Below are 24,410 nucleotides of genomic sequence, written 5' to 3'. Positions count from 1 at the left end.
GCGGGGCCGCAGGCGGTGCCGGCAAGGCGGCCGCGGTCGCCAGCACGGCCGCACAGCTGGCGCGCGCACTGCCCACCGCGTTCGATCAGGCCATCCGTTTTCTCGGCCTGCAGGGCGCACCGTTGGCCGAGGTGCCGTACACGCTGCATCTGGCCGATGGGCAGACCCTTTCCGGCACCACCAATGCGCAGGGCGAGACGGCGCGGGTATCGACCGCGCAGAGCCAGGCCATCGTGCGTGCCGAACTGCGCCCGCCGACACAGCCGACCGGCTGCTGTGCGCGCACGGCACCGGCCAGCACCGACGAAGCGGAAGTGTTCGATGTGGACGGTGTGGTGACCACCGCCGAGGGCATGGGCACCTCCGTGGTACCGGTAAGCGCGCCTGGCCACGAACGCGCCATGACCGCCGGCGAGATCGAGATGGCACGCCTGGTGTTCGGCGATGCAGTCGACTACAGCACCGTGAAAGTCCATAACCACGGCTACTGGATGTTCTTCGGCTTCCAGGACAAGGACACCGCCGTGACGCCCAACGGGCAGATGTACTTCCCGAAGGGTATCTATCGGGAGGATTACTCGCTGGATACCGTGAGATTCCAGGCGTTCTTCATCCATGAGATGGCCCACGTCTGGCAGTATCAGCTTGGCTACAACGTCAAGCTGGTGCGGGCACCCCGGCCGAACATGAGCTACGACTACGTGCTTGACGAGACGCGGCTGCTGCATGACTACAACATGGAGGCCCAGGGTGACATTCTGGCGGACTACTTCCTCGTCACGTTCCGTGGCTCACAGTCGAGCATGAACAACACGCGTTATCGCGCGACGGCTGGCATCGGCGCACAACTCGAGCGCGCGCTCTCCCAGTTCCTGGCCGACCGCAGCAGCAAGGACAACCTCCCGAGGACGACCCGATGATGCGACTACAACTGCCGGTGGCTCTGCTGGGGCTGCTCCTGCCGATGATGGCCAGCTGCTCCTCGCCAGCCGGTCGCTACCAGCAGGCGACGATACAGAGCCGTGAGGGTGTGCCCTGCTTCGGCGTGCCCGATACCCATGAAACGCGCGTCAACGCCCCCCTTGTCACTGGCGTGTCCGTGATGGAAGTGGGCACCGGCGGCACCCCGCTATGGGAACATGATTTTCTGCGCGAGGGCACAACCGAACCTGCGCTGCCCCCCAGCCAGTGCCTCACCTACGGCGAGGGCGCGGCATCCGCCCCCGCGCTGCGGCCGGGCAAGCGCTACCAGGTGGAGATATGGGGGCGCACACCTGGCACGCCGGGCAAGAAGAATGAAGCACAGGCGCGTGTGTTCAGTGCCTGCTTCCACATGGTGGACGTGGCCGGCAAAAGCATGAAACCCGTCATATCGGACTGCGCGACTGCACTCTCGTCCGGACCGCCACCCGTACGCGAAGACGGCACGTAGCAGATGCCACTTCGAGGTGACCCGTTGATGCGACAGACGGTGGCCTTGGTGTTCCTGCTGTTGCCAATGATGGCCGCGGGTTCACAGCCACAGGGAACCTATCAGCGCGCCACGATCCAGGCACACGATGGCGTACCGTGTTTTGGCGTGCCTGACACGCGTGAGACACGTGCGGCCCCGCCGATTATCGCGGGCGTGACAGTGACGGAAGTGGGCAAGGGACATCCGCCTGTCTGGCAGCGCATCTTTCTTCGCGAAGGGTCTACCGAGCCTGCGCTGGGTCCTGGTCAGTGTCTGCCGTACGGCCTGGATGGAGAGCCTGCACTCGGCACAGCTTTGCGCGCGGGAAAGCACTATAGGGTGGTTGTTTCCGGTTACACCCCGGGTACCTCCAGCACCACGAATGGTGCGGAGAAGCGTGTGTTCAGCGCCTGCTTCCACATGGTGGAAGCGGCTGATGCTGTGAGACCTGTCGAATCGGACTGCTCAACTGCGGCTTCTGCCGGCATGCCCTTGGGAAGGCGCAGAGTTCAATCCGAAACCCACGACAAACACCCTCGTTGAACTAATCTTGATCAACCCAACCATGTAAATGCAATCGCGGGAAGGAGCAAGGGATGCACTTCTTCTACTTGGACGAGTCGGGCGATACCGGCGCGAACTTGGCGGACGCCCAGCAACCAGTATTTGTGCTTGGAGGGGTCAACCTGCGCGATGAAGGGTGGAACACAACCTACGCCGCTTTGTCCGACCTCCTCAACGACTATTTCGGCGGTGCACCTCCAGCTGCCTTTGAGCTACATGGGTGCGAGTTGCTTTCGCCCAATGGTGAAGGTCCCTTTGCGGGCCACCTGATTGAGCGGCGCTTGCAACTTGTACGAGATCTTCTCAGCGTAATCGAGTCGCGGAAGCATCACGTCCACTACATTGCCATAGACAAGTCGAAACTTGCAGCCGCCCTCGCGATCAATGTCGCCGCCCTTCCCACCCACGCAAGCACGCCCTATACCCTCGCGTACGACTACATGATTACCGAGATCGACCATAGGGTTTCAGAAGGTCTGGGCCGCACAGCGAGGGGGATGCTGATTATCGACAAGAAGGATGAGCACACTCATGCCATTGCGGAAATAACCCAACGACGCCGCTTCGGGAGTCCAGTGGCGTGCAGAACAAAGTGGATTGCCGAGTTCAGCTATCCCCTCGACTCGACACGCAATCTCCTCGTCCAGCTGTCGGACCTAGTCATCCTCTGCCTCCGGCGCTTCTTTGAGATTGAGGGCGGGTACAAGCCGGACACCCCGGCGGTCGTACGACAGTTCTATGCCGAGTGCTTTCGTCGGCTTTACCAAAGAACGCCAATTAAAAAGTTGGCTCTACATAAGGGCGCGGCGAATGCGACTCTCAACGCCCTGCTCGACGGCACGTGCTGCCGCCCAGCTCGCAACGTCGCCAAGAGGTACGGAATCCCCGCCTAACTCACGGTCGGCCTGGAGTGCCGGCTCCATGCCCCCAGCCGCCTAGCAGCGCGACCGAACCTATCCATCAGTCGATAGACGAAAACTCATTGAAGTCATCCAGCCAGCTTGGCGGGATGCTTGATGGCAAGCATGAACTTGCATAAATGATTGGCGGAGAGAGTGGGATTCGAACCCACGGAAGGTTTAACCCTTCGCCGGTTTTCAAGACCGGTGCCTTAAACCGCTCGGCCATCTCTCCGTATCGGCCCGGCACTGCTGGCCGGCCACGCATTCTCGCACGGCCGGAGGAAATGCCCAAGGCCCCCGCCACGGCTCGACCTCCAAGTCGCAACAATGTTCATGGCTAGCACCGTCCTAGACCACTAGCCTGCTCATTTCCGCTCGGCAATGGCCCACATGAACTCTCTCGACCTTCTCTCCATCCGGCCTGGCATGCCCGCCAGCGCGCTGGCCAAGCTACTGGGAAATCGCTGGCGCGAGCCGGATGAACAGGGCCGTCTGACCTGCCTGACAAAGGATGTGTTCGCCCGACTGGATGAGGAGCGTGCCGTTGGATATGTCCTGTTCTCCTGTTCGATGCCAAGGACGCTCCTGATTGAAGGATTGCGCACGGGCATGTTCATCAGCGATGCTCTGGCCGCCAACCCTCGCCTGACAGCACTTCCGGAAGATCCTGATACGACAGAGGCCGGGCGGACGCGCTATGGCTTCATCTCGGACGGTGGGATGAAGGTCACCGCGAACGTGAGCACACAGGACAACACGGTCAGGAGCGTGCGCCTCGACAATCCTGGTGCCGTCTACTGTGAGCCAGCCCTCCCCGTATTCGATCCGACGCTGACCAATGCCTTCGACCTGGAGCTGGGTCCGCAACGGATACTCCCCAGGGTCGACCGGGGCGACGAATGGAGCGGCGGTTGGACCCTCGGCCTGCCACCGGGCATCTCCTCCGCGCAATGGCCGCTCAGTGCAAGCAACGGGCAGCCACTGCGACACGCCTTCACCCTGCACCTGCCCCCGGAGTACCGAGTCAAGGGAGAGCAATGGATTGCCCTGTGCATGTTTGTCGACGATCAGCAGGAGGAGCTGTCGCACGTGGAGGAGATCGCTGCGTTCTTTGACAGTCCGCTTGCAATGACACCGCCCGATGACAGCAACCTGCTTCCTTTCTGGCATTACCGCCATGCCAAGCATCCCCACAGCCGCACCATGGAGGACATCCTCGGCACACAGTACTGTGCGATCTGGCTCACACAGCAGGAATTTGAAGGCGAACTGAGCTTGCCCCCCAAGTCGCTCTCGACCCTGCTGGAAGACCCGCCCGGTTGGATAGAGAAGGACTACGCCAGCTACTTCCACGACAGCTGGCTGTACACCAGAAACGGGGACGACCCTATTCCGGGCGCGGGAATTGGCGATGCTGCCAATCCGTCAGTCGCGTTGCCGATCAACGCGGTCATCCGCGCTGATGATCCCAATGTGGGCAGATCGCCCCGTGAATGGGAAAGCGAATGCGCCATCAGTGGATACATCGAGGCATTCAGCGATCTCGGACAAGAACTGAATCTGAGTCGCTGGGATTCCGTTGCCCACCTCGGTGGAACAATGCTGCCCCAGCAGGGCTACCCTGAGTTCGGCCCCTATTACCTCGAGTTCGAGGAAGGCTTCGGTGGCTTCAACTTTGGCTGCGGCAACGCCCAGCTCGATCTTGAACAGATGAAGATCGATTGGGCTTGCGGATGACAGCTACGCATTGAAACAAGAAGCCCCCGGACATGGCCGGGGCTTCTATTCTCTATTCGCGCGCGGCTCAGCCCGCATCCACCGCCAGCGCACCCAGCGCGCTGGCCTTGATGCGTTCCTTGGCCTTCTCGCAGGCGCCGTCGCAATGCAGGCGCGAGGCCTCCAGCTGCGGCGGCAGGTGCTCGGCCAGGAAATCGATGAACACGCGCACCGCCGGCAGCAGGCCCCGACGCGAGGCAAACACGGCGTGGCACACGCCCTGCGGCAGCGACCAGTCCGGCAGCACCACTTCCAGTTCGCCATTGCGCACGGCATCGGCGCACACGGTTTCCGGCAGCATGGTGATGCCGAAGCCGTCCTTCACCATGCTCTGCAGCAGCGGGAAGTCGAAGCCGGCCACGCGCGGCTGCAGGTCCACCCGGCGAACTTCGCCTTCCGGGCCATGCAGTTCCCAGCGCTGGCGCGCCTCGTCCTCGCTGATGCTGAGGGTGACGTGCTGGGTCAGCTCTTCCGGCTCCTTCGGGCGGCCGGCGCGGTCCAGGTACTTCGGGCTGGCCACCAGCAGTTCCTGCACCTGGCCGAAGCTGCGCATCACCAGGCTGCCATCGTCGTCCAGGCGCGAGCGCACGCGCAGGGCCACGTCGTAGCCTTCGTTGATGATGTCCACGCGGCGGTTGCTGATGTTCAGCTGCAGCCGCACCTTCGGGTACTGCTCCAGGAACTTGGGCAGCAGCTTGGGCAGCTGCATCTGCGCCAACGACACCGGCACGCTGGCGCGGACCACGCCGCGCGGTTCCGCACTGAGGCGGTCCACCACTTCGCGTGCGGCCTGTGCTTCGGCCAGCATGGTCTGGGCGTGACGGTGCACGCTGGTGCCGACATCGGTGACCGCGAAGCGGCGCGTGGAGCGCTGCAGCAGGCGCACGCCCAGGTCGGTCTCCAGCTGGCTGATGCGGCGGCTCAGGCGCGATTTGGGGATGCCCAGGGCGCGCTCGGCCGCGGCGAACCCGCCGTGGTCAACCACCATCGCGAAGTAGTACAGATCATTCAGGTCATGCATACCCGAGTTCCATATCTAGAACAATACGTGGCATTCAACCACCTTTATTCCGCCTTTGCAACAACCTATCGTTCTCTCCGTCGGCGGCAAACCCGCCCCCTCCTTCCAGAACATAGGTGACTGCCATGAAGCTTCTGCATCTCGACGCCAGCGTGCTTGGCGACAATTCCGTCTCCCGCCAGCTGTCGGCGGCGGTGGTGGCCCGGTTCAAGGACCAGATCGACGGCCTGCAGGTCGATTATCGCGATCTTGACGCCAATCCGGTACCGCATCTGCGCAGCAACTCGCTGGCCAAGACCGATGCGGCCGAGGCGACCGATGCTGAACAGGTGATGCAGCAGTTCCTCGATGCCGATGTCGTGGTGATCGGCGCGCCGATGTACAACTTCAGCATCCCCTCCACCCTGAAGGCCTGGATCGACCGCGTGGCCGTGGCCGGCCGCACCTTCAAGTACACCGAGAATGGCCCGGTGGGTCTGGCCGGTGGCAAGCGGGTGATCATCGCCAGCAGCCGTGGCGGCATCTACACCGACTCGCCGGCCGACTTCCAGGAGCCGTTCCTGCGCCAGGTGTTCGCCTTCATGGGTATCAACGAGGTCGAGTTCGTGCGCGCCGAGGGCATCGCCTACTCGCCGCAGCATCGCGAAGATGCCATTGCCGGTGCACTGGCTGCGCTGCCCTCGCATGAGGCGGCGGAAGCGGCAGCGGCGTAACGCGTTCCAGCGTTCAGCGCCCCTCTCTCCTCGTCTGGGCGTTGAACGCGGGCCGGGATTCCCCTCCCCCCTCCCGGCCCACCCCGGCGGCCCCGCAATGCGGGGCCGTTTTTTTGTGGCCCGGTTCCCGCCCGCCGGGCATGGCCCGGCGCTACCCGATCGGTGTGCTGACGCCGGGCCGTACCCGAACGGTGTGATAGCGCCGGGCCATGCCCGGCGGAGACGGTACAGTGGGCCATGAACTACATCGTGACGACCACGCACCGCAGCGAATTCCCACACCCGATCACCCTGCTCCGCGGCCAGGCGCTGGTGGTAGGCGAGCGCTATGAAGGCCCGGAGGGCTGGGAGGACGGGTTCCTGTGCCAGGCCGAGGGGCAGCAGCCTGGATTCGTGCCGGCACCGGTGATCGGTCGCGATGCGCAGGGTGACGCGCTTGCCACCGCGGATTACTGCGCGCGGGAGCTGGATGTGAATCCGGGGCAGAGGCTGCGCCGGCTGCGCACACTGAATGGTTGGGCGTGGTGCATGCCCGAGGCGGGCGAAGCGGGATGGGTGCCGTTGGAGAAGGTGCGGGTTGTGGAGTGATCGCGGGGCTCATCCACGCAGGGCGTGGATGTAGCCGCATTGCAGATCCACGCCATGCGTGGATTCGGTGCCATGCAAGCATGGCACCCACCTGAGCCGGTTGTCAGGCGATGGTGTCCAGCCCACCCATGTACGGGCGCAGCGCTTCCGGCACGGTGATGCTGCCGTCGGCGTTCTGGTAGTTCTCCATCACCGCGATCATCGCGCGGCCGACCGCCACGCCCGAGCCGTTCAGGGTGTGCACCAGCTCGGGCTTGCCGGTGGCCGGGTTGCGCCAGCGCGCCTGCATGCGGCGGGCCTGGAAGTCACCACAGTTCGAGCACGAGGAGATCTCGCGGTAGGTTTCCTGCGACGGCAGCCAGACTTCCAGATCGTAGGTTTTCACCGCCGCGAAGCCCATGTCGCCGGTGCACAGCAGCACCTTGCGGTACGGCAGGCCCAGCTTTTCCAGCACGACTTCCGCACAGCGGGTCATGCGCTGGTGCTCGGCCTCGCTGTCTTCCGGCTGGCAGATCGAGACCAGCTCGACCTTCTCGAACTGATGCTGGCGGATCATGCCGCGCACGTCGCGGCCGCCGCTGCCCGCCTCGGCACGGAAGCACATCGAATGCGCGGTCATGCGCAGCGGCAGGCGCTCGGCATCGACGATCTCGTCGCGCACGATGTTGGTCAGCGGCACTTCCGAGGTGGGGATCAGGTAGCGCGTGGACTCGCCAACGGCCGTCTTGAACAGGTCATCCTCGAACTTCGGCAGCTGGCTGGTGCCGCGCAGCGATTCGGCGTTGACCAGCAGCGGTACGTTGGTTTCCTCGTAGCCGTGTTCGCCCGTGTGCAGATCGACCATGAACTGGGCCAGCGCACGGTGCAGGCGCGCGATCGGGCCGCGCAGCACGGTGAAGCGCGAACCGGACAGCTTGGCGGCGGTTTCGCCATCCAGCCAGCCGTTGCGGGCGCCCAGTTCGACGTGGTCCAGCACCTTGAAATCGAACTGGCGCGGGGTACCCCAGCGCGCCTGCTCGACGTTGTCGTTCTCGTCGGCACCGGCCGGTACGTCGTCGGCCGGAATGTTCGGAATACCCAGCGAGATTGCTTCGATCTTCTCGCGCAGCTCGTCCAGCGCCACTTCCGAGGCCTTCAGTTCGTCGGCGAAGGCGGCGACCTCGGCCATGATGGCCGAGACGTCCTCACCCTTGGCCTTGGCCTGGCCGATGGCCTTGGAGCGGCTGTTGCGCAGGCTCTGCAGCTCCTGGGTCCGCACCTGGATGCGCTTGCGATCGGCCTCCAGAGACTCCAGGGCAGACACGTCGAGCTCGAAGCCGCGGCTGGTGCGCAGGCGTTCGGCGAGGTCGGCGGGCTGGTGGCGGAGCAGGGCTGGATCAAGCATGGCAGGTGTCGTGGTGGGTGTCAGGACCGGGATTATCGCCTGTTATGCGGATTTCTGCCGCCCGGTTCATTCGGGCCGTGGCAGAATCGGGCTATTCCGTACTGGTCCGGTCCATGTCTGCACCCCGCTCGTCGTCCGCCAAGTCGTTCACTGTGCATATTCCGCGCAACGCCCTGAAGATCGCCGGCATCGCTTTCGGCGTGGGGGTGCTGCTGTTCGTGGTGGTCTGGCTGACCGGCCGCGACAAGGAATTCTTCCGCGCCGCCCCTGCGACACAGACGCCGCAGGAAACCGCCCAAGTGGAGCCTCTGCCGGAACCCCTGCCGGCGGCAGCCGGGTCCAGCGACATGCCCGACGCCAAGCCGGCGCCGGCACCGGAAGACGCGCCGAAGCTGGTGGAAACCGCCCCACCCCCGCCGCCTGCAATGGCTGAACCGGCACCCGCTGCGCCCGGCACCGTGCCGGCCGCCGGTGGCGGCAGCCAGCCCATGCCGATCGCGGGCCAATCGCCGCCGCCGGCCTATCCAGCCGCCGCACTGCGTGCGGGCGAAACCGGCAGTGTGGTGGTGCGGGTAGAGGTGGACGCTACGGGCTATCCGAACAACGTCACCGTCATCCAGCGCAGCGGCTCGCGTGACCTGGACCGCGCAGCGACCGACGCGGTGCGCCGCTGGCGCTTCACCCCGGCGCAGAGCAACGGGCAGGCGGTGCCGGGCACCATTGAAGTGCCGTTCGACTTCAAGACGCAGTAACTGAACGCATACCGGAAGGCAAACTGAACCCTCCCGGTTGCGTTGACGCAACACTGACACTTTTCTTCGTGGCCTCGGGCAACACTCGGCACGTCGTCAACCGACGTAAGGAGTTTGCGATGACTGTCACCACCCATGAAGACCTTCATTCGCCGCAGATGCAGCAGGACGGTACGCCGCGCCGGGCCACATCGCCTTGGCTGTGGGTCGCGCTGATCGTGGCGATGTTCGCGGCCGCGCTGCTCTGGCTGCGCTATTCCGGACCGGATGAGGTGGCGCCTGCACCGGTCGGCGAGCGCATGCTGCCAGCCACCGGACAGACGCCTGTTGCCGAAACGGCACCGCCTGCCGCACGACAGGCCACGCCGGCCACGAGCGAGCGCAAGGCAGTGCCGGCGGTGCGCAACCGCGAGGCGCGCCCGCTCGCCAGCAACAGCAAGCCGGACTATCCGGCAGCTGCGCTTCGTAACGGTGTGCAGGGCAGCGTGATCGCCAGCCTTGAGGTGGATACCCGCGGCAACGTCACAAATGCCGCGATCGTGTCGCGCAGTGGCGAACGCAGCCGTGACCTGGATCGTGCGGTCCTGCGCACGGTGCAGAACTGGAAGTTCCAGCCGGCCATGCAGGATGGCCGTGCTGTGGCCAGTGTGGTGCGGGTCCCGGTGGATTTCCGTACCGAGCAGCGTTGATCGCGGACGAGGGGTTCGTGATGTTCGACGGAGGCTTCGGCCTCCGTCATTTTATGCGGAAAAGCGTGCCAACCAAGGTTGGCACCTACCGGGCGATATGAGCGTGCCAACCAAGGTTGGCACCTACCGCGCAATGCGATCCGCCGGGCGTGGCCCGGCGGTTGCGGTGCCGGTCAGGCCAGGTTGAATCCGGCGCTGCGTGCCAGGCCGTCGAAGTCGGGGAACGAGGTGGCCACGTTGGCGATGTCGTTGATCCGCACTTCGCCGTCGCTGATCTGGCCGGCAATGGCAAAGGCCATGGCGATGCGATGGTCGCCGTGGCTTTCGATGGTGCCGCTGCCCAGACGCGTGCCGCCATGCAGGGTCGCGCCGTCTTCGGTTTCATCCACCTGCATGCCCAGCGCGCGCAGGCCGGTGGCCATCGCTGCCAGGCGATCCGATTCCTTCACCCGCAACTCTGCTGCGCCGCTCACCACGGTCTTGCCTTCGGCGGCGGCGGCGGCGACGAACAGTGCCGGGAATTCATCGATCATGTCCGGCACCAGCGCTTCGGGAATGCGCGCGCCCTTCAGCGGCGCGTAGCGCACCACCAGGTCAGCGACCGGCTCGCCGCCCTGCTCGGCTGGATTTTCTTCGGTGATGTCCGCCCCCATCAGCCGCAGTGCATGCAGCAGGCCGGTGCGACGCGGGTTCAGGCCCACCTGCTTCAGGCGCAGCTCGGAGCCGGGAATGATGCTGGCGGCCACCAGGAAGAACGCTGCCGAGGAAAAATCGGCAGGCACCGCGATGTTGGTGGCACGCAGGCGCTGGCCACCGTGCAGGCGCGCCTTGCCCGGCGAGAACTCGATCTGCACGCCGAACGCGGACAGCATGCGCTCGGTGTAGTCGCGGGTGGGATGCGGTTCGACGACGCTGGTTTCGCCCTGTGCGTACAGGCCCGCCAGCAGCACCGCCGACTTGATCTGCGCGCTGGCTACCGGCGAGGTGAACGCGATGCCGTGCAGTGCCTGGCCACCATGCACGTGCAGCGGCGGCGTGCCATCGTCCTGGGTATCGATCTTCGCGCCCATCTGTGACAGCGGGCCGGTGACACGGCGCATCGGCCGGCCGGACAGCGATTCGTCGCCGATCAGGGTGCAGTCGAACGACTGCCCGGCCAGCAGGCCCGCCAGCAGGCGCATGCCGGTGCCGGCGTTGCCGCAGTCCAGCGCTGCGCTGGGCGCCTGCAGGCCATCGATGCCGACGCCGTGGACGATGCGCTGCGACGGGCTGGGGGTTTCGATGCGCACGCCCAGCTGGCTGAAGATGCGCGCGGTGGCGCGGGTGTCTTCGCCTTCCAGGAAACCCTCGATGTGAGAGGTGCCGTCAGCCAGCGCGGCAAACATCACCGAACGGTGCGAAACCGACTTGTCGCCGGGAATGGTGAGGCTGCCCTGCAGCGGCTGGCCCTTGCGGGCGATCCAGTGTTGCGCGTTGCTCATCGTTCGATCATTCCGTAGACGCCGGCGGGCCGGCGGTGCATCAAGGGGCGGTGGCCGCGGCCACCGCGGCAGGCATCAGGGCACGGCCACCGGATAGGAGCCGAGGACCTTGATCTGCGCTGAGTGTGCTTCCAGCTCGGCCAGCGCGGCCTGCATCGGCGCGTCGTCGATGTGGCCGGCCAGGTCGATGAAGAAGCCGTACTCCCACTTGCCGTGGTGCGAAGGCCGCGACTCGATGCGGTTCATGCTGATGCCGTGGCGTGCGAACGGACTGAGCACGTCGAACAGCGCACCCGGCTTGTCATGGATGAAGACCAGCACCGAGGTACGGTCATGGCCGGAGGTCGGGAAGATGTTGCGGCCCACCACCAGGAAACGGGTGGTGTTGTCGGCATCGTTCTGGATCGGCTTGGTCACCACCTTCTTCAGGCCGTACACGTGGCCGGCACTTTCGCCACCGATGGCCGCCGCATCGTCGGCGTTGCGCGCGCGGCGTGCGCCTTCGGCGTTGCTGGAGACCGGAATCTTCTCGGCCTTGGGCAGGTTGGCGCGCATCCACGCCGAGGTCTGCATGAACGACTGCGGGTGGCCGTAGACGCGTTCGATGTCCTCGATGCGGCCGCTGCGCGACATCAGGTACTGCTGCACGCGCAGTTCCACTTCGCCGCAGATCTTCAGGTTGGAGGTCAGGAACATGTCCAGGGTGATCTGGATGGTGCCCTGCCCCGAGTTCTCCACCGGCACCACGCCGAAATCGGCGTTGCCCGCTTCCACTTCCTGGAAGACTTCTTCGATGCTGGCCAACGGCAGGCCCAGCGCCGAGCGACCGAAATGCTTGAGCACGGCCTGCTGGCTGAAGGTGCCTTCCGGGCCGAGGTAGCCGATCTTCAATGGCTCCTGCTGGGCCAGGCAGGCCGACATGATCTCGCGATAGACGTGCACCAGCACTTCATCGCTGAGCGGGCCTTCGTTGCGGTCCACCACCATGCGCAGCACCTGTGCTTCACGCTCGGGGCGGTAGTAATCGACGGCGGCGGCAAGCTTGCCCTTGGCCTTGCCGACCTGGTGGGCGAACTGCGCGCGCTCGGCGATCAGGCGCTGGATGTCGCGGTCGATCTGGTCGATCTTCGAACGCACGTCGGCCAGTGCCAGCGGCGCCTGGGTGGGGGCCGGCGTCGATGCAGCCCTGGCCTTGGACGTGCCCTTGGACGCAGCGCTGTCCTTGGCCGGTGCGGCCTGCTTCGGCGCCTTCTTGCTGGATTTGCTTGCCATCGGAATTCCCTGTTGCGTGGGCACGCACCCGACGGTGCGCGCCGTTCATTGCTCAGCCGTAGCGCTGCTGGAAGTCGGCCATGAAGGCGACCAGCGCCTCCGCACCCGCCAGCGGCATGGCGTTGTACAGCGAAGCACGGATGCCGCCGACCACCTTGTGACCCTTCAGCGCCAGCAGCCCGGCGGCCTTGGCCTCGGCGACGAAACGCGCATCGAGGTCGGCGTTGGGCAGGAAGAACGGGATGTTCATCCGCGAACGCGCCGCGTGCGCGACTTCATTGCGATAGAAGCCGCCGGACGCATCGATGGCGCCGTACACCAGCGCGGCCTTGGCCGCATTGCGCCGGGCGAACTCAACCACGCCGCCTTCAGCCAGCATCCACTTGAACACCAGCCCCGCCAGGTACCAGTTCCAGGTGGGCGGGGTGTTGAGCATCGAGTCGCGCGCCACGTGCGAGCGGTAGTCGAAGATGTCCGCGCGCGGCTGGCCACTGCGCTCCAGCAGGTCGCGACGGATGATCATCACCGCGATGCCGACCGGGCCCAGGTTCTTCTGCGCGCCCGCGTAGATGACGCCGTAGCGGCGCACATCCAGCGGTTCGCTGGCGATGGACGAGCTGAAATCGGCCACCAGCGGCACATCGCCGGTATCGGGCACGTCACGGAACTCGACGCCGTGGATGGTCTCGTTGGCGGTGATGTGCACATAGGCCGCATCGGGCGAAAGCTGCCAGCTGCTGCGCGCGGGCAGCTCGCGGTAGCCCCCGTCCTCGCTGCTGGCAGCGATGTTGACGTCCACATAGGGGCCGGCCTGCTTGACCGCCGTCCTGCCCCAGTGGCCGCTGACCACGTAGTCGGCACGCTGGCCGGGGCTTGCGAAATTCAGCGGGATCAACGCCTGCTGGGTGGTGGCGCCGCCGGACAGGAACAGCACGGCGTAGTCCTCGGGAATGTCGAGCAGGCGGCGCAGGTCCGCCTCGGCCTCGGCGGCGACGGACATGAATTCCGCACCGCGATGGCTCATTTCCACGATCGAGGCGCCGGTACCGTGCCAGTCCAGCATTTCCGCCTGCGCCTGGCGCAGGACCGATTCCGGCAAGGTTGCAGGGCCGGCACTGAAGTTGAACGCGCGCGTCATGTCACACCTGTGGGGCAAGATCCCTAGTATGCCGCAGTGCACCAGCCTTGCGGCCTTGCGCGGCAAGGGAAATTTGGTTTCATCGGAATCCATCGCCCGCGGCACTGCACCGGTAGTCGCCAACCTGGGCCGGCGCCTGCCCGAAGCACGGAGACGACAGGCTCAGCGCGCGCCGAACCAGAGCAGCAGGCTGAGCAGCGCAGCCAGCAGCAGTGCGCTGACCAGCAGCCACGGCCAGCGGCGGACCCGGCGCGGAGGAAGGGGCTCGGCAGGCGCCCGTTCGGCCTCGTGGCTGGACTCATCCTCGGCCGCCAGCGGCCGCCGGCGCGGATCACGCGGCACTTCCAGCACGAAACGGTGCTGGCCATCGAATACCACCTGGTCGCCCGGCTGCAGCCAGCAGTGGCGCACGGCCACGCCGTTGACGCAGGTGCCATCGGCGCTGCCCAGGTCACGCAGCAGGACGCGATCGCCGTGCACTTCCACGCGCGCGTGCTGTTCGGCGAACGCCGGATCGTCGATGGCGATGTCGGCCTCGGTGCCGCGGCCGATCACGCGGGCGCGCGACAAGGTGAAACTGCGGCCATGGTGCAGGCCACCGACGCCCCGCAGCAGGCGCTGCTCGTCGCCGGCATCTTCGCCGTCCGGTGACGGCGCCTGCAGCAGGCTCTCGGCTTCGCCCCGCAGGACCATTTCCACGCCATCGACATACACCGCATCGCCGGCGCGCAGCAGCGCCATGCGCCGTACCGGACGGCCGTTGACATGGATGCCGCGGATGCCGTTGCCGACCTGGAGCCAGAGGCCGCGATCATCCATGCAGAACTGCGCCAGCAGCAACGCGCCGTTGCCTGCTTCGCCCAGCCGCACGCTGCCGTTGGCATGGCGCACGATGCGTTGCACCCCGGGCCGCAGCGGCTGGTCGGGCTGTTGTTGTTGACTGAAGTGAACAAGCAGGTTCTGCACGCGGCGCAGCCTAGCAGGTTGGCCGGCATCGAAGAAGAACCCCGGATGAGCGCTTGGCGCGGACGCGATCGATGCGCACAATGCTCGCCCTCTCTGATCACCCCGCCCTGCGCCAGGAGCCTGCATGTCCACCATCGATGTCCGCCACGCCCACGCCCTGCCCGACGCACAGGCGCGCGAGGCGATCGAACAGGTTGCCGCCAAGCTGGCCGAGCGCTTTGGCCTGAAGTCCTCGTGGAGCGCCGATGTGCTGAATTTCTCCGGCAGCGGCGTGGACGGCGCGATCGAGCTGCAGCCGGGCGCCGTGCGGGTGACCGCCAAGCTCGGCTTCCTGCTGTCGGCAATGAAAGGCATGGTCGAAAGCGAAATCCAGCGCGTGCTGAAGGAAAAGCTGGGCTGAACCACGACAGCGGCCGTCACGGCCCTGCAACGGCGGCGCGCGCTACTCTCGGGGCAGGTCCAACTCCCACGGGAAGTGCGATGAACCGCTACGAAAACGACGACCGCCGCGACGACGACGCCACCTTTGGTGAACAGGCCGGACGCTTCTCACGCAAGCTGAGCGATTCGGCCCAGCAGGTCTGGCTGGCCGGACTGGGGGCGCTGGGCCGGGCACAGGCCGAAGGCAGCCGTTTCTTCGATGGACTGGTGAAGGAAGGCGAGGCCTGGGAGGCCCGCCGCCGTGAGCGCGCCAGCGAGCAGGGCCCGGGATGGCGCGACAACGTCGAGTCCTCGCTGGATGAGGCGCGCGAGAAGGCCTCGGGCACCTGGAACAAGGTCGAAAAGGCCTTCGACGACCAGGTGCAGGGCGTGCTCAGGCGCCTGCATGTGCCCACCGCCGACGAGCTCACCGCGCTGGAGGCACGCCTGGACGCCCTGCATGCGCGCCTGGCCAAGCTGGAGACGCGGGCGGCCTCGGGCAGCGATGCGCCGGCCCCGGGCAGCCACCAGTCGCCGGGCAGCGTGCCCTGACGATGGATTGTTGCAATGCAATAAAATTTGCCTGACAATCACGAGCAACCCGCCAATCGCTTCGCCTGCCGTTTGTTCCCTCCCCTCACGGCTTCAGGATTGGCGGGTTTTTCGTGCCTGCGGAACGCCGATCTGAGCGTTCCATCACGCTTGCTGTGGGGAACGTCCTGACCCTGCCAGGCAGTGCGCGCTTTACACTGTCTGCTTCCGTTTTCGCCCCTTCCGCGCTCTCCCTGCATGCTTCCCTGGATTCTGGCCCTGCTGTCGGCCCTGCTTATCTGTTCCCTGGCCGTCGTTCACCTGTGGTGGATCAAGCGGCGGCGGAAGGAGATGCAACTGGGCCTGCAGGCCTTGGCCGGCATGCACTGGCGGGAGTTCTCCGCGCTGGTCAAGCGGATGCTGCGCGAGCAGCGCGGCCTGCGCGAACTGGAGGTTCCTGCCGAGGATGCCCGCGAGCCCAGCAGCGATTTCCTGCTCAGCGATGGCCCCAATACCTGGCGGGTGTCCTGCAAGCATGGCCTGGCCTATCGCATCGGTACCGCTGCGGTGAACGAACTGGGCGCGGCAGCGCGGCTGGCCGGGGCCAAGGGCGGCGTGCTGATCACCGAAGGCCGGATCCAGCGCGATGGCCGTAGTGCCGCCGAGCTGCAGGCCGTGGAGGTGCTGGACGGCCCGCGCCTGTGGCCATTGCTGCAGCCCTATCTGCCGGCCGACATCGATGCGCGCGTGCGCGCCACTGCACGCCTCGAGGCCCTGCGTCGCATCGCCATTGCCGCGTTGGCCTCGGTAACCGTCGGCCTGCTGGTCGGCCTCGGCCTGCAGGGCCTGCACCTGGCGTCACCGGCGCCGCAGGCGGTGACCGCCCCTGCCTCCGCCGACATCGCCGCCGCGGCGCCTGCCGCTGTCTCCCAGGCGCCCGCACCGGCAGCGGCAGCGCCTGCTGCTGCCGTTTCCACGCCGGCAGACGATGGCCACAGCGACCCCAACCCGGATATGGCGACCCTTGACCGCTACCAGGCGGATCTGGCCCGGGCGCTGGCTGGCCAGCCCGGCATTGCCAGCGGCGTCTGGCTGACCCGGCAGACCCTGGCGATCAACCGCACCGGCGAACTTGACGATGTGTGGCCGCGCGTCTGCACACAGGTCCTGCGCTACCCCGCGCTGCGCACGGTGCGCGTGCAGCTCAATGCCCGCCCCGGCGTGGATGAGCCGGTGCGCTGGCGGCAGTGCGCGACGTATTGATCTGAACGCGCGGAAGCGTGCGCGCTAGCGCGCGCCGGGCGCGAAGCGGGCCACCAGATCCCAGGCGTCGCCGAGGAACACCTGGCGCACGCGGGTGATGGGCTGTTCGCCCCGCCAGGTCAGGCGTTCGATCACCAGGCAGGCGGTGCCCGGCTTCACGTCCAGCAGGCGGGCAGACGCCGTGTCCGCACCCCACGCGCTGATGCGGTGCTGCGCCCGGGTCCAGGACACGTTCTGCAGCAGCCAGCTGCCCGGCGCGGTGGTGCTGAAGTCCACCTCCAGCACCTCCGGTACACCCACCGGGCTGATCAACCGGTGCTCCAACGCCAGCGGGCGGCCGTCGGCCAGATGCAGACAGCGCATCGCCAGCAGCATTTCACTGCCGGCCAGCTCCACTTCACCGGCATTGCCGGCGTCGGCCAGGCGCAGCTCGCGCTGCAGCAGCCGGTACCCGTACTGGTGGCCACGCGAGCCGACCTCCATCGCGATGTCCGGAATCTCCAGCGCCACCTGTTCCAGATGCGGTGGCTGCCGGGCGACGAACGAACCGGCCCGGCGGCGACGCTCGATCATGCCGCTCTCGGCCAGCGCGGTCAGCACCTTGTTGACGGTCATCCGTGAGCAGCCGTACTGCTCCATCAGTTCGTGCTCATAGGGGATGCGGAAACCCGGCGCCCACTCTCCGCTGAGAATGCGGCTTTCCAGGTCGCTGCGGATACGCTGGTTGAGCGTGGCGGACTTGCTGGCCTTCACGTGACAGGTCTCGGTGGCGGGAAGCGATCAGCCCAGCACGCCGCGCAGGGCGGTAGCGAAGGCGGTGGTGATCGCCTCGCGCTGGAGGTGGCGGCCTTCGGCCACGCATTGGCGGCCATGGCACCAGACCGATCGCAGCGCGCCATTACGTGCGGCGAACACCCAGCTGTCAAGCCATGCGTCATCCCGTCGCGCCTGCAGCGCGGGGTGTGCGGCGTCCAGTTCGAGCAGGTCGGCACTGGCCCCGACCTGCAGACCTGCGGCCACGCCCAACGCCTGTGCACCACCGTGCAGTGCGCCTTCGAACAGGAAGCGGCCGGTGCTGCGGGTGGCATCCGGGGCCAGTACGTTGCGACCGCGCAGGGTCAGGCGCTGGCCGTATTCGAGCAGGCGCAGTTCTTCGGCCGCATCGATCAGGACATTGGAATCGGAGCCGACACCGAAGCGCCCGCCCTCGCGCGCGAACGCCTGCATCGGGAACAGGCCGTCGCCCAGATTGGCTTCGGTGATCGGGCACAGGCCGGCCACGGCCTGGCTGGCCACGATGGCGGCGCGCTCATCGTCGGTGATGTGGGTGGCGTGCACCAGGCACCAGCGCGCATCCACCGGTGCATGGTCGTACAGCCACTGCACCGGACGCTGGCCGCTCCAGGCCAGGCAGGCCTCGACTTCACGCATCTGCTCGGCGATATGGATGTGCACCGGGCCGTCGGTCAGCGGCAGCAACGCACTCAATTCCTCGCCGGTGACTGCACGCAGGCTGTGCGGCGCGATGCCGAGCACCGCGTCCGGCAGCGCGGCCAGTGCCGGCTTGGCGGCGTCCAGCAGCTGCGCGAAACCGTCCACGTCGTGGATCAGGCGACGCTGCGCCGGATTCGGCGGCGCGCCACCGAAATCGGCATGTGCATAGAACACCGGCAGCAGGGTCAGGCCGATACCGGTCTGGTCGGCCGCCGCCGCGATCCGCGCACTCATCTCAGCGCGGTTGGCATAGGCGCGACCATCGGCGTCGTGGTGCAGGTAATGGAATTCGCCGACGCGGGTGAAGCCGCTTTCCAGCATTTCCATGTAGGCCTGGGCGGCGATGGCCTGCACTGCGTCCGGGCGCAGATGGGCCAGGAAGCGGTACATCAGCTCACGCCAGCTCCAGAAACTGTCACCGTCACCGCCGCCGATCTCGGTCAGCCCGGCCATGCCGCGCTGGAAGGCGTGGCTGTGCAGGTTGGGCAGGCCCGGCACCAGGATGTCGACGCGGGTGTCGCCGTGCTGGGCGCCCTGCCCCATGTGGATCGCCGTGATGCGGCCGTCCTGCACCTGCAGGCGGACATCGCGGGCCCAGCCATCGGCCAGCAGGGCGTGGGCGGCATGGAAACAGGACGGGGAACGCGAATCGGACATGGCTGGACAACCCGAAATGGACACCTATATTGTATAGACATATAAGCACAGCCGCAGTGTGGATGCCATGCATGTCGATATCCTCTGGTCCAACGTCCATCTGATCACCCTCGACGGTGAGGGCCTGGGTGTCCTCCGTGACGGCGTGCTGGCCTGCGCGGGCGGCCGCATCGTCCACGTCGGCCCGGCCGGCAGCGATGCCCATCTGCAGCCGACCACCCGCATCGACGGCGAAGGCCGCTGGGTCTCGCCCGGCCTGATCGACTGCCACACCCACCTGGTCTACGCCGGCAACCGCGCCAACGAATTCGAGCAGCGCCTGCAGGGTGTGAGCTATGCCGACATCGCCCGCGCGGGCGGCGGCATTGTCTCCACCGTGCGCGCCACCCGCGCCGCAACGCCAGCCCAGCTTGCCGCCGAGAGCCGTCCTCGCCTGCTGGCGATGCGCGCCGAGGGCGTGACCACGATCGAGATCAAGTCCGGCTACGGCCTGACCCTGGACGACGAGCGCAAGCAGCTGCAGGTCGCACGCGCGCTGGGCGAGGAATGCCGGGTGAATGTGGTGCCGACCTTCCTGGGCGCCCATGCGGTTCCCCCGGGCCGCCAGGCGCAGGAGTACATCGACGAGGTCTGCGACGTGATGATTCCGGCCATCGCGGCCGAGAGCCTGGCCGAAGCCGTGGACGTGTTCTGCGAGAACATCGCATTCTCCCCTGCGCAGGCGCGGCAGGTGTTCGACGCCGCACGCGCGAACGGACTGGCGGTGAAGATCCATGCCGAGCAGTTGAGCAACCAGCACGGCGCAGAGCTTGCCGCCGGCTTCGGCGCGCTGTCGGCCGATCACATCGAACATCTGGATGACGCCGGCATCGCCGCCATGGCGGCGGCCGGCACCGTTGCCGTGCTGCTGCCGGGCGCGTTCTATTTCACCCGCGATACCACCCCGCCGCCGATTGCCGCGCTGCGTGCAGCGGGTGTGCCGCTGGCACTGGCCACCGACAGCAACCCGGGCACCTCGCCGCTGACCAGCCCGCTGCTGGCGATGAACATGGGCGCGACCCTGTTCCGCCTGACGGTGGACGAGTGCATCGCCGGCTTCACCCGCGAAGCAGCGCGTGCGCTGGGCCATGGCGACCGCATCGGGCGCTTGGCCGTGGGCATGGACTGCGACCTGGCGATCTGGGACATCGACGCGCCCGCCGACCTGGTCTACCGCATTGGATTCAACCCGCTGCACGCGCGCGTGGTGCGCGGTCAGCCCGACCTGCCTGCCTCCTGGAGCAACACATGAGCAACACCCTGGTTCTTCGCCCCGGCCATGTCACCCTCGCCCAGTGGCGACAGGTCTATCGCGGTGCGCCGCTTGCGCTGGATCCGGCGGCGCTGCCGGTGGTACGCGCCAGTGCCGCCGCCGTGGCAGCCATCGTCGCCAAGGGTGCGCCGGTGTACGGCATCAATACCGGCTTCGGCAAGCTGGCCAGCGTGCGCATCGAGCGCGAAGACCTGGCCACGCTGCAGCGGAACATCGTTCTTTCGCACGCCGCAGGCGTGGGTGAGCCGATGCCCGCCAGCGTGGTGCGGCTGATGATGGCGCTGAAGCTGGTCAGCCTGGCCCAGGGGGCTTCCGGTGTGCGCGAGGAGACGCTGCTGCTGCTGGAGGCGATGCTGGTCAAGGGCGTGTTGCCGGTAGTGCCGGCGCAGGGCTCGGTCGGCGCATCGGGTGACCTCGCACCGCTTTCGCACCTGGCCAGCGTGATGCTGGGCGTGGGCGAAGCCTTCATCGGCGATGAGCGGCTGCCGGCCCGGGACGCACTGGCGCGGGCCGGCCTGCAGCCGGTTGAACTGGGCGCGAAGGAAGGCCTGGCCCTGCTCAATGGCACCCAGTTCTCCACCGCCTATGCGCTGGCCGGCCTGTTCGAGATCGAGACCGTGTTCCAGGCCGCGCTGGTCACCGGCGCACTGTCGGTGGAAGCGGCGAAGGGATCGGATACACCGTTCGATCCGCGCATCCATGCCATTCGTGGTCAGCGCGGACAGATCGCCACGGCCGCCACGCTGCGCACGCTGATGCAGGACTCGGGCATCCGTGAATCGCATCGCGACAACGACGTGCGGGTGCAGGATCCGTATTGCCTGCGCTGCCAGCCGCAGGTGATGGGTGCGGCACTGGACATCCTGCGCCAGGCCGCCACCACGCTGGAAATCGAAGCCAACGGCGTGTCCGACAATCCGCTGGTGTTCACCGACACCGGCGAGGCGCTGTCCGGCGGCAACTTCCACGCCGAGCCGGTGGCCTTCGCGGCCGACATGCTGGCGATGGCGGTGTGCGAGATCGGTTCGATCAGCGAACGCCGCCTGGCCATGCTGGTGGATCCGGCACTGTCCGGCCTGCCGGCTTTCCTGACCCCGCGCCCCGGCCTGAATTCCGGCTTCATGATTCCGCAGGTGACCGCCGCCGCGCTGGTGTCCGAGAACAAGCAGCGGGCCTATCCGGCCAGTGTGGATTCGATCCCGACCTCGGCCAACCAGGAAGACCACGTGTCCATGGCCGCGCACGGTGCGCGCCGGCTGATGCAGATGGCCGAGAACGCGGCCAATGTGATCGGCATCGAACTGCTCGCCGCCGCACAGGGCTGCGACTTCCATGCGCCGCTGCGCTCCAGCGCTGCACTGGAGAACGTACGCGCCACCCTGCGTGCGCAGGTGCCGACCCTGCAGGACGACCGCTACTTCCACCCGGACATGGTGGTTGCCACCTCGCTCGTGCGCAGCGGCGCGCTGGCACGGGGCCTGGAAGCTGTCCTTCCGACCGTGGAGCCGCAGGCATGAATGCCCACCCCGAATGGCTGACGGTGCACGAGGGCGATGCCCCGCTGATCGTCAGCTTCCCGCATACCGGCAGCGAGCTGCCGCACGATCTGATCGGCGACTATCACTCGCCATGGCTGGCGCGTCGCGACGCCGACTGGTGGGTGCACGAACTGTACGACTTCGCACGCGGCATGGGCGCGACCACAGTGCGGTCGGCGATCTCGCGTTCGGTGATCGATCTCAACCGCGATCCCAGCGGGGTATCGCTGTACCCAGGCCAGAACACCACCGGCCTGTGCCCGCTGACCACCTTCGACAACCAGCCGCTGTACCACACCGGGCGCGAGCCGGACGAAGCGGAGATCGCGCGCCGTCGGGACACCTATTTCGCGCCTTACCACGACGCGCTGGCCGCGCAGATCGCGCGGCTGCGCGCACGTCACGGCACGGTGGTGGTGTATGACGCGCACTCGATCCGCTCGCACATTCCACACCTGTTCGACGGTGAACTGCCGCAGTTCAATCTCGGCACCGCCGGTCCGTCCGGCGCACCGGATACCTCCTGCGACAACGCACTGAGCGACGTGGTGGAGAACCTGCTGAAGATCAGCGGCATGAGCCAGGTGCGCAACGGCCGCTTCAAGGGCGGCTGGATCACCCGCCACTACAGCAACGTGGCCGGCGGCGTGCACAGCCTGCAGATGGAGCTGGCCTGCCGCGGCTACATGCACGAACCCCTGCCGGACCAGGTGGACGAGCACAGCTGGCCCACCCCGCTCGATCCCGACCACGCCGCACCGCTGCGCCACACCCTGGCGCAGGTGCTCAATGCCTGCCTTGAATTTGCTACGAACCGGAGCGCCGCATGACCCGCAACGACCCGTCCCGCACCCTTGCCGCACCGACCGGCACCACGCTCAACGCCAAGAGTTGGCTGACCGAAGCACCGCTGCGCATGCTGATGAACAACCTGCATCCGGACGTGGCCGAACGGCCGCAGGAACTGGTGGTGTACGGCGGCATCGGCCGCGCCGCGCGCGACTGGGAGAGCTTCGATGCCATCGTCGAAACGCTCAAGCGCCTGGACGATGACCAGACCCTGCTGGTGCAGTCGGGCAAGCCGGTGGGCGTGTTCCGCACGCATGCCGATGCGCCGCGCGTGCTGATCGCCAACTCCAACCTGGTGCCGCGCTGGGCCAACTGGGACCACTTCAACGAGCTGGATAAGAAGGGCCTGGCCATGTACGGCCAGATGACCGCCGGCAGCTGGATCTACATCGGCGCCCAGGGCATCGTGCAGGGCACCTACGAGACGTTCGTGGAAATGGGCCGCCAGCACTTCGGCGGCGATCTCACCGGCAAGTGGTTGTTCACCGGCGGCCTGGGCGGCATGGGCGGCGCTCAGCCGCTGGCGGCAGTGATGGCGGGTGCGTCCTGCCTGGCGGTCGAGTGCCGCAGGAGCAGCATCGACATGCGCCTGCGCACCGGCTACCTGGACACCTGGACCGACAACCTGGACGAAGCCCTGCGCCTGATCGATGAAGCCTGCAAGGCGGGCACGCCGAAATCGGTGGGCCTGCTCGGCAACGTTGCCGATGTGCTGGCCGAACTGCTCAAGCGCGGCGTGAAGCCGGACCTGCTGACCGACCAGACCTCCGCGCACGACCCGGTGAACGGCTACCTGCCGCAGGGCTGGACCGTCGAACAATGGGACGAGAAGCGGGTTTCCGCGCCGAAGGAAGTGGAAAAGGCCGCGCGTGCCTCGATGGCCAACCACATCCGCGCCATGCTCGGCTTCCACGCACTGGGCGTGCCGACCGTCGATTACGGCAATAACCTGCGGCAGATGGCGCTGGAAGAAGGCGTGGCCAATGCCTTCGATTTCCCCGGCTTCGTCCCGGCCTACATCCGTCCGCTGTTCTGCCGCGGCATCGGCCCGTTCCGCTGGGCCGCGCTGAGTGGCGATCCGGAAGACATCGCCAAGACCGATGCCAAGGTGAAGGAGCTGATTCCGGACAACCCGCACCTGCACCGCTGGCTGGACATGGCCGCCGAGAAGATCAAGTTCCAGGGTCTGCCGGCGCGCATCTGCTGGGTGGGCCTGGGTGACCGTGATCGGCTGGGGCTGGCCTTCAACGAAATGGTCGCCAACGGTGAGCTGAAGGCGCCGGTGGTGATCGGCCGCGACCACCTGGACAGCGGCAGCGTCGCTTCGCCGAACCGCGAAACCGAAGCCATGGCCGACGGTTCCGACGCAGTCTCCGACTGGCCGCTGCTGAACGCGCTGCTCAACACCGCCAGCGGTGCGACCTGGGTATCGCTGCACCACGGCGGCGGCGTGGGCATGGGCTTCTCGCAGCACGCCGGCATGGTCATCGTCTGCGATGGCACCGAGGCGGCCGCCAAGCGCATCGGTCGTGTGCTGTGGAACGACCCGGCCACCGGCGTGATGCGCCACGCCGATGCGGGGTATGACATCGCGATCGAGTGCGCGAAGGAGAAGGGGCTGGATCTGCCAGGAATTCTGGGCTGATC

At 66.8% G+C, this 24,410-nt stretch carries 23 protein-coding genes and 1 tRNA gene; 15 read left to right on the top strand and 9 right to left on the bottom strand.

From position 1 onward, the window contains the following. From QMZ25_RS03955 to QMZ25_RS03945, 3 genes are all read left to right on the top strand, one after another. The coding region (locus QMZ25_RS03955) for a hypothetical protein (protein ID WP_283219162.1) at positions 1-920 on the top strand (920 nt) is incomplete at its 5' end. Next, complete coding sequence (locus tag QMZ25_RS03950) at positions 917-1,432, top strand: hypothetical protein (protein ID WP_180877061.1); 516 nt, start codon at positions 917-919, stop codon at positions 1,430-1,432. The genes QMZ25_RS03955 and QMZ25_RS03950, both read left to right, overlap by 4 nt. A gap of 617 nt (positions 1,433-2,049) precedes the next feature. Continuing rightward, on the top strand, positions 2,050-2,910 hold the full coding sequence (locus QMZ25_RS03945; protein WP_263174944.1) for a DUF3800 domain-containing protein: 861 nt from the start codon (positions 2,050-2,052) through the stop codon (positions 2,908-2,910). Between the two features lie 151 nt (positions 2,911-3,061). Here QMZ25_RS03945 and QMZ25_RS03940 read toward each other — a convergent pair. Then, positions 3,062-3,151 (bottom strand) — tRNA-Ser (locus QMZ25_RS03940). A gap of 158 nt (positions 3,152-3,309) precedes the next feature. Between QMZ25_RS03940 and QMZ25_RS03935 the strand changes: the two genes are divergently transcribed. Then, on the top strand, positions 3,310-4,656 hold the full coding sequence (locus QMZ25_RS03935) for a hypothetical protein (RefSeq protein ID WP_283219161.1): 1,347 nt from the start codon (positions 3,310-3,312) through the stop codon (positions 4,654-4,656). Positions 4,657-4,723: 67 nt separating this feature from the next. Here QMZ25_RS03935 and QMZ25_RS03930 read toward each other — a convergent pair whose 3' ends face one another. Continuing rightward, positions 4,724-5,716 carry a LysR family transcriptional regulator gene (locus QMZ25_RS03930; RefSeq protein WP_053520355.1) on the bottom strand — a complete coding sequence of 331 codons (993 nt, stop codon included), beginning with the start codon at positions 5,714-5,716 and terminating at the stop codon, positions 4,724-4,726. Positions 5,717-5,841: 125 nt separating this feature from the next. On the opposite strand from QMZ25_RS03930, the gene QMZ25_RS03925 reads away from it, so the two are divergent. After that, positions 5,842-6,429, top strand: a complete 588-nt coding sequence (locus QMZ25_RS03925; RefSeq protein ID WP_283219160.1) for an NAD(P)H-dependent oxidoreductase — start codon at positions 5,842-5,844, stop codon at positions 6,427-6,429. 237 nt (positions 6,430-6,666) lie between these two features. Beyond that, positions 6,667-7,017 carry a ligand-binding protein SH3 gene (locus tag QMZ25_RS03920; protein WP_283219159.1) on the top strand — a complete coding sequence of 117 codons (351 nt, stop codon included), beginning with the start codon at positions 6,667-6,669 and terminating at the stop codon, positions 7,015-7,017. A 103-nt stretch (positions 7,018-7,120) separates the two neighbouring features. Here the strand turns inward: QMZ25_RS03920 and serS are convergent, their stop codons facing one another. Next, positions 7,121-8,401 carry a serine--tRNA ligase gene (serS, locus tag QMZ25_RS03915; protein ID WP_283219158.1) on the bottom strand — a complete coding sequence of 427 codons (1,281 nt, stop codon included), beginning with the start codon at positions 8,399-8,401 and terminating at the stop codon, positions 7,121-7,123. 113 nt (positions 8,402-8,514) lie between these two features. On the opposite strand from serS, the gene QMZ25_RS03910 reads away from it, so the two are divergent. Continuing rightward, the gene (locus QMZ25_RS03910; RefSeq protein ID WP_283219157.1) at positions 8,515-9,153 is read left to right on the top strand and encodes an energy transducer TonB; all 639 of its coding nucleotides are present in this window, start codon (positions 8,515-8,517) and stop codon (positions 9,151-9,153) included. Between the two features lie 119 nt (positions 9,154-9,272). After that, positions 9,273-9,842 (top strand): energy transducer TonB, encoded by a 570-nt coding sequence (locus QMZ25_RS03905; RefSeq protein WP_283219156.1) that lies wholly within the window; start codon positions 9,273-9,275, stop codon positions 9,840-9,842. Positions 9,843-10,015: 173 nt separating this feature from the next. Here QMZ25_RS03905 and aroA read toward each other — a convergent pair whose 3' ends face one another. The 4 genes from aroA to QMZ25_RS03885 all read right to left on the bottom strand — a co-directional run bounded on the left by aroA (position 10,016) and on the right by QMZ25_RS03885 (position 14,699). After that, positions 10,016-11,323: a 3-phosphoshikimate 1-carboxyvinyltransferase gene (gene aroA, locus QMZ25_RS03900; RefSeq protein ID WP_128987791.1), complete on the bottom strand. Its 1,308-nt coding sequence runs from the start codon at positions 11,321-11,323 to the stop codon at positions 10,016-10,018. Positions 11,324-11,398: 75 nt separating this feature from the next. After that, positions 11,399-12,595, bottom strand: a complete 1,197-nt coding sequence (pheA, locus tag QMZ25_RS03895) for a prephenate dehydratase (protein ID WP_053515513.1) — start codon at positions 12,593-12,595, stop codon at positions 11,399-11,401. A gap of 52 nt (positions 12,596-12,647) precedes the next feature. Beyond that, complete coding sequence (serC, locus tag QMZ25_RS03890; protein ID WP_164152449.1) at positions 12,648-13,733, bottom strand: 3-phosphoserine/phosphohydroxythreonine transaminase; 1,086 nt, start codon at positions 13,731-13,733, stop codon at positions 12,648-12,650. A gap of 162 nt (positions 13,734-13,895) precedes the next feature. Continuing rightward, complete coding sequence (locus QMZ25_RS03885; RefSeq protein ID WP_065176024.1) at positions 13,896-14,699, bottom strand: FHA domain-containing protein; 804 nt, start codon at positions 14,697-14,699, stop codon at positions 13,896-13,898. A 124-nt stretch (positions 14,700-14,823) separates the two neighbouring features. On the opposite strand from QMZ25_RS03885, the gene QMZ25_RS03880 reads away from it, so the two are divergent. The 3 genes from QMZ25_RS03880 to QMZ25_RS03870 all read left to right on the top strand — a co-directional run bounded on the left by QMZ25_RS03880 (position 14,824) and on the right by QMZ25_RS03870 (position 16,913). Then, complete coding sequence (locus QMZ25_RS03880; protein ID WP_053515509.1) at positions 14,824-15,099, top strand: polyhydroxyalkanoic acid system family protein; 276 nt, start codon at positions 14,824-14,826, stop codon at positions 15,097-15,099. 80 nt (positions 15,100-15,179) lie between these two features. Further along, a complete protein-coding gene (locus QMZ25_RS03875) occupies positions 15,180-15,671 on the top strand; it encodes a phasin family protein (protein WP_180876863.1) in 492 nt (163 codons plus the stop codon). A gap of 237 nt (positions 15,672-15,908) precedes the next feature. Continuing rightward, positions 15,909-16,913 (top strand): restriction endonuclease, encoded by a 1,005-nt coding sequence (locus QMZ25_RS03870; protein WP_283219153.1) that lies wholly within the window; start codon positions 15,909-15,911, stop codon positions 16,911-16,913. A 24-nt stretch (positions 16,914-16,937) separates the two neighbouring features. On the opposite strand, the gene hutC is transcribed toward QMZ25_RS03870, so the two are convergent. Together hutC and QMZ25_RS03860 are read right to left on the bottom strand one after the other, a co-directional pair. Further along, on the bottom strand, positions 16,938-17,666 hold the full coding sequence (hutC, locus tag QMZ25_RS03865) for a histidine utilization repressor (protein WP_053515504.1): 729 nt from the start codon (positions 17,664-17,666) through the stop codon (positions 16,938-16,940). 27 nt (positions 17,667-17,693) lie between these two features. Continuing rightward, a complete protein-coding gene (locus QMZ25_RS03860; RefSeq protein WP_283219152.1) occupies positions 17,694-19,064 on the bottom strand; it encodes a formimidoylglutamate deiminase in 1,371 nt (456 codons plus the stop codon). Positions 19,065-19,131: 67 nt separating this feature from the next. Here QMZ25_RS03860 and hutI point away from each other — a divergent pair, with 67 nt between their 5' ends. Genes hutI through hutU form a run of 4 tightly spaced genes read left to right on the top strand, consistent with a single transcriptional unit; the run spans position 19,132 to position 24,408 of the window. Then, the gene (gene hutI / locus QMZ25_RS03855) at positions 19,132-20,355 is read left to right on the top strand and encodes an imidazolonepropionase (RefSeq protein ID WP_065176027.1); all 1,224 of its coding nucleotides are present in this window, start codon (positions 19,132-19,134) and stop codon (positions 20,353-20,355) included. Beyond that, a complete protein-coding gene (gene hutH, locus QMZ25_RS03850; RefSeq protein ID WP_053515500.1) occupies positions 20,352-21,893 on the top strand; it encodes a histidine ammonia-lyase in 1,542 nt (513 codons plus the stop codon). The genes hutI and hutH overlap by 4 nt, the downstream gene beginning before the upstream one ends. Beyond that, positions 21,890-22,744 carry an N-formylglutamate deformylase gene (hutG, locus tag QMZ25_RS03845; protein ID WP_128987787.1) on the top strand — a complete coding sequence of 285 codons (855 nt, stop codon included), beginning with the start codon at positions 21,890-21,892 and terminating at the stop codon, positions 22,742-22,744. Before hutH ends, hutG begins: the two co-directional genes overlap by 4 nt. Further along, positions 22,741-24,408 carry a urocanate hydratase gene (gene hutU, locus QMZ25_RS03840; RefSeq protein ID WP_065182885.1) on the top strand — a complete coding sequence of 556 codons (1,668 nt, stop codon included), beginning with the start codon at positions 22,741-22,743 and terminating at the stop codon, positions 24,406-24,408. Before hutG ends, hutU begins: the two co-directional genes overlap by 4 nt. Positions 24,409-24,410 lie beyond the last annotated feature (2 nt).

Origin of the sequence: Stenotrophomonas sp. RS-48 (assembly GCF_030053245.1) — a bacterium.
Lineage (GTDB): Bacteria > Pseudomonadota > Gammaproteobacteria > Xanthomonadales > Xanthomonadaceae > Stenotrophomonas > Stenotrophomonas maltophilia_P.
The sequence above is the reverse complement of the archived record's forward strand: the minus strand, read 5'-3'. Positions and strand labels throughout refer to the sequence as shown.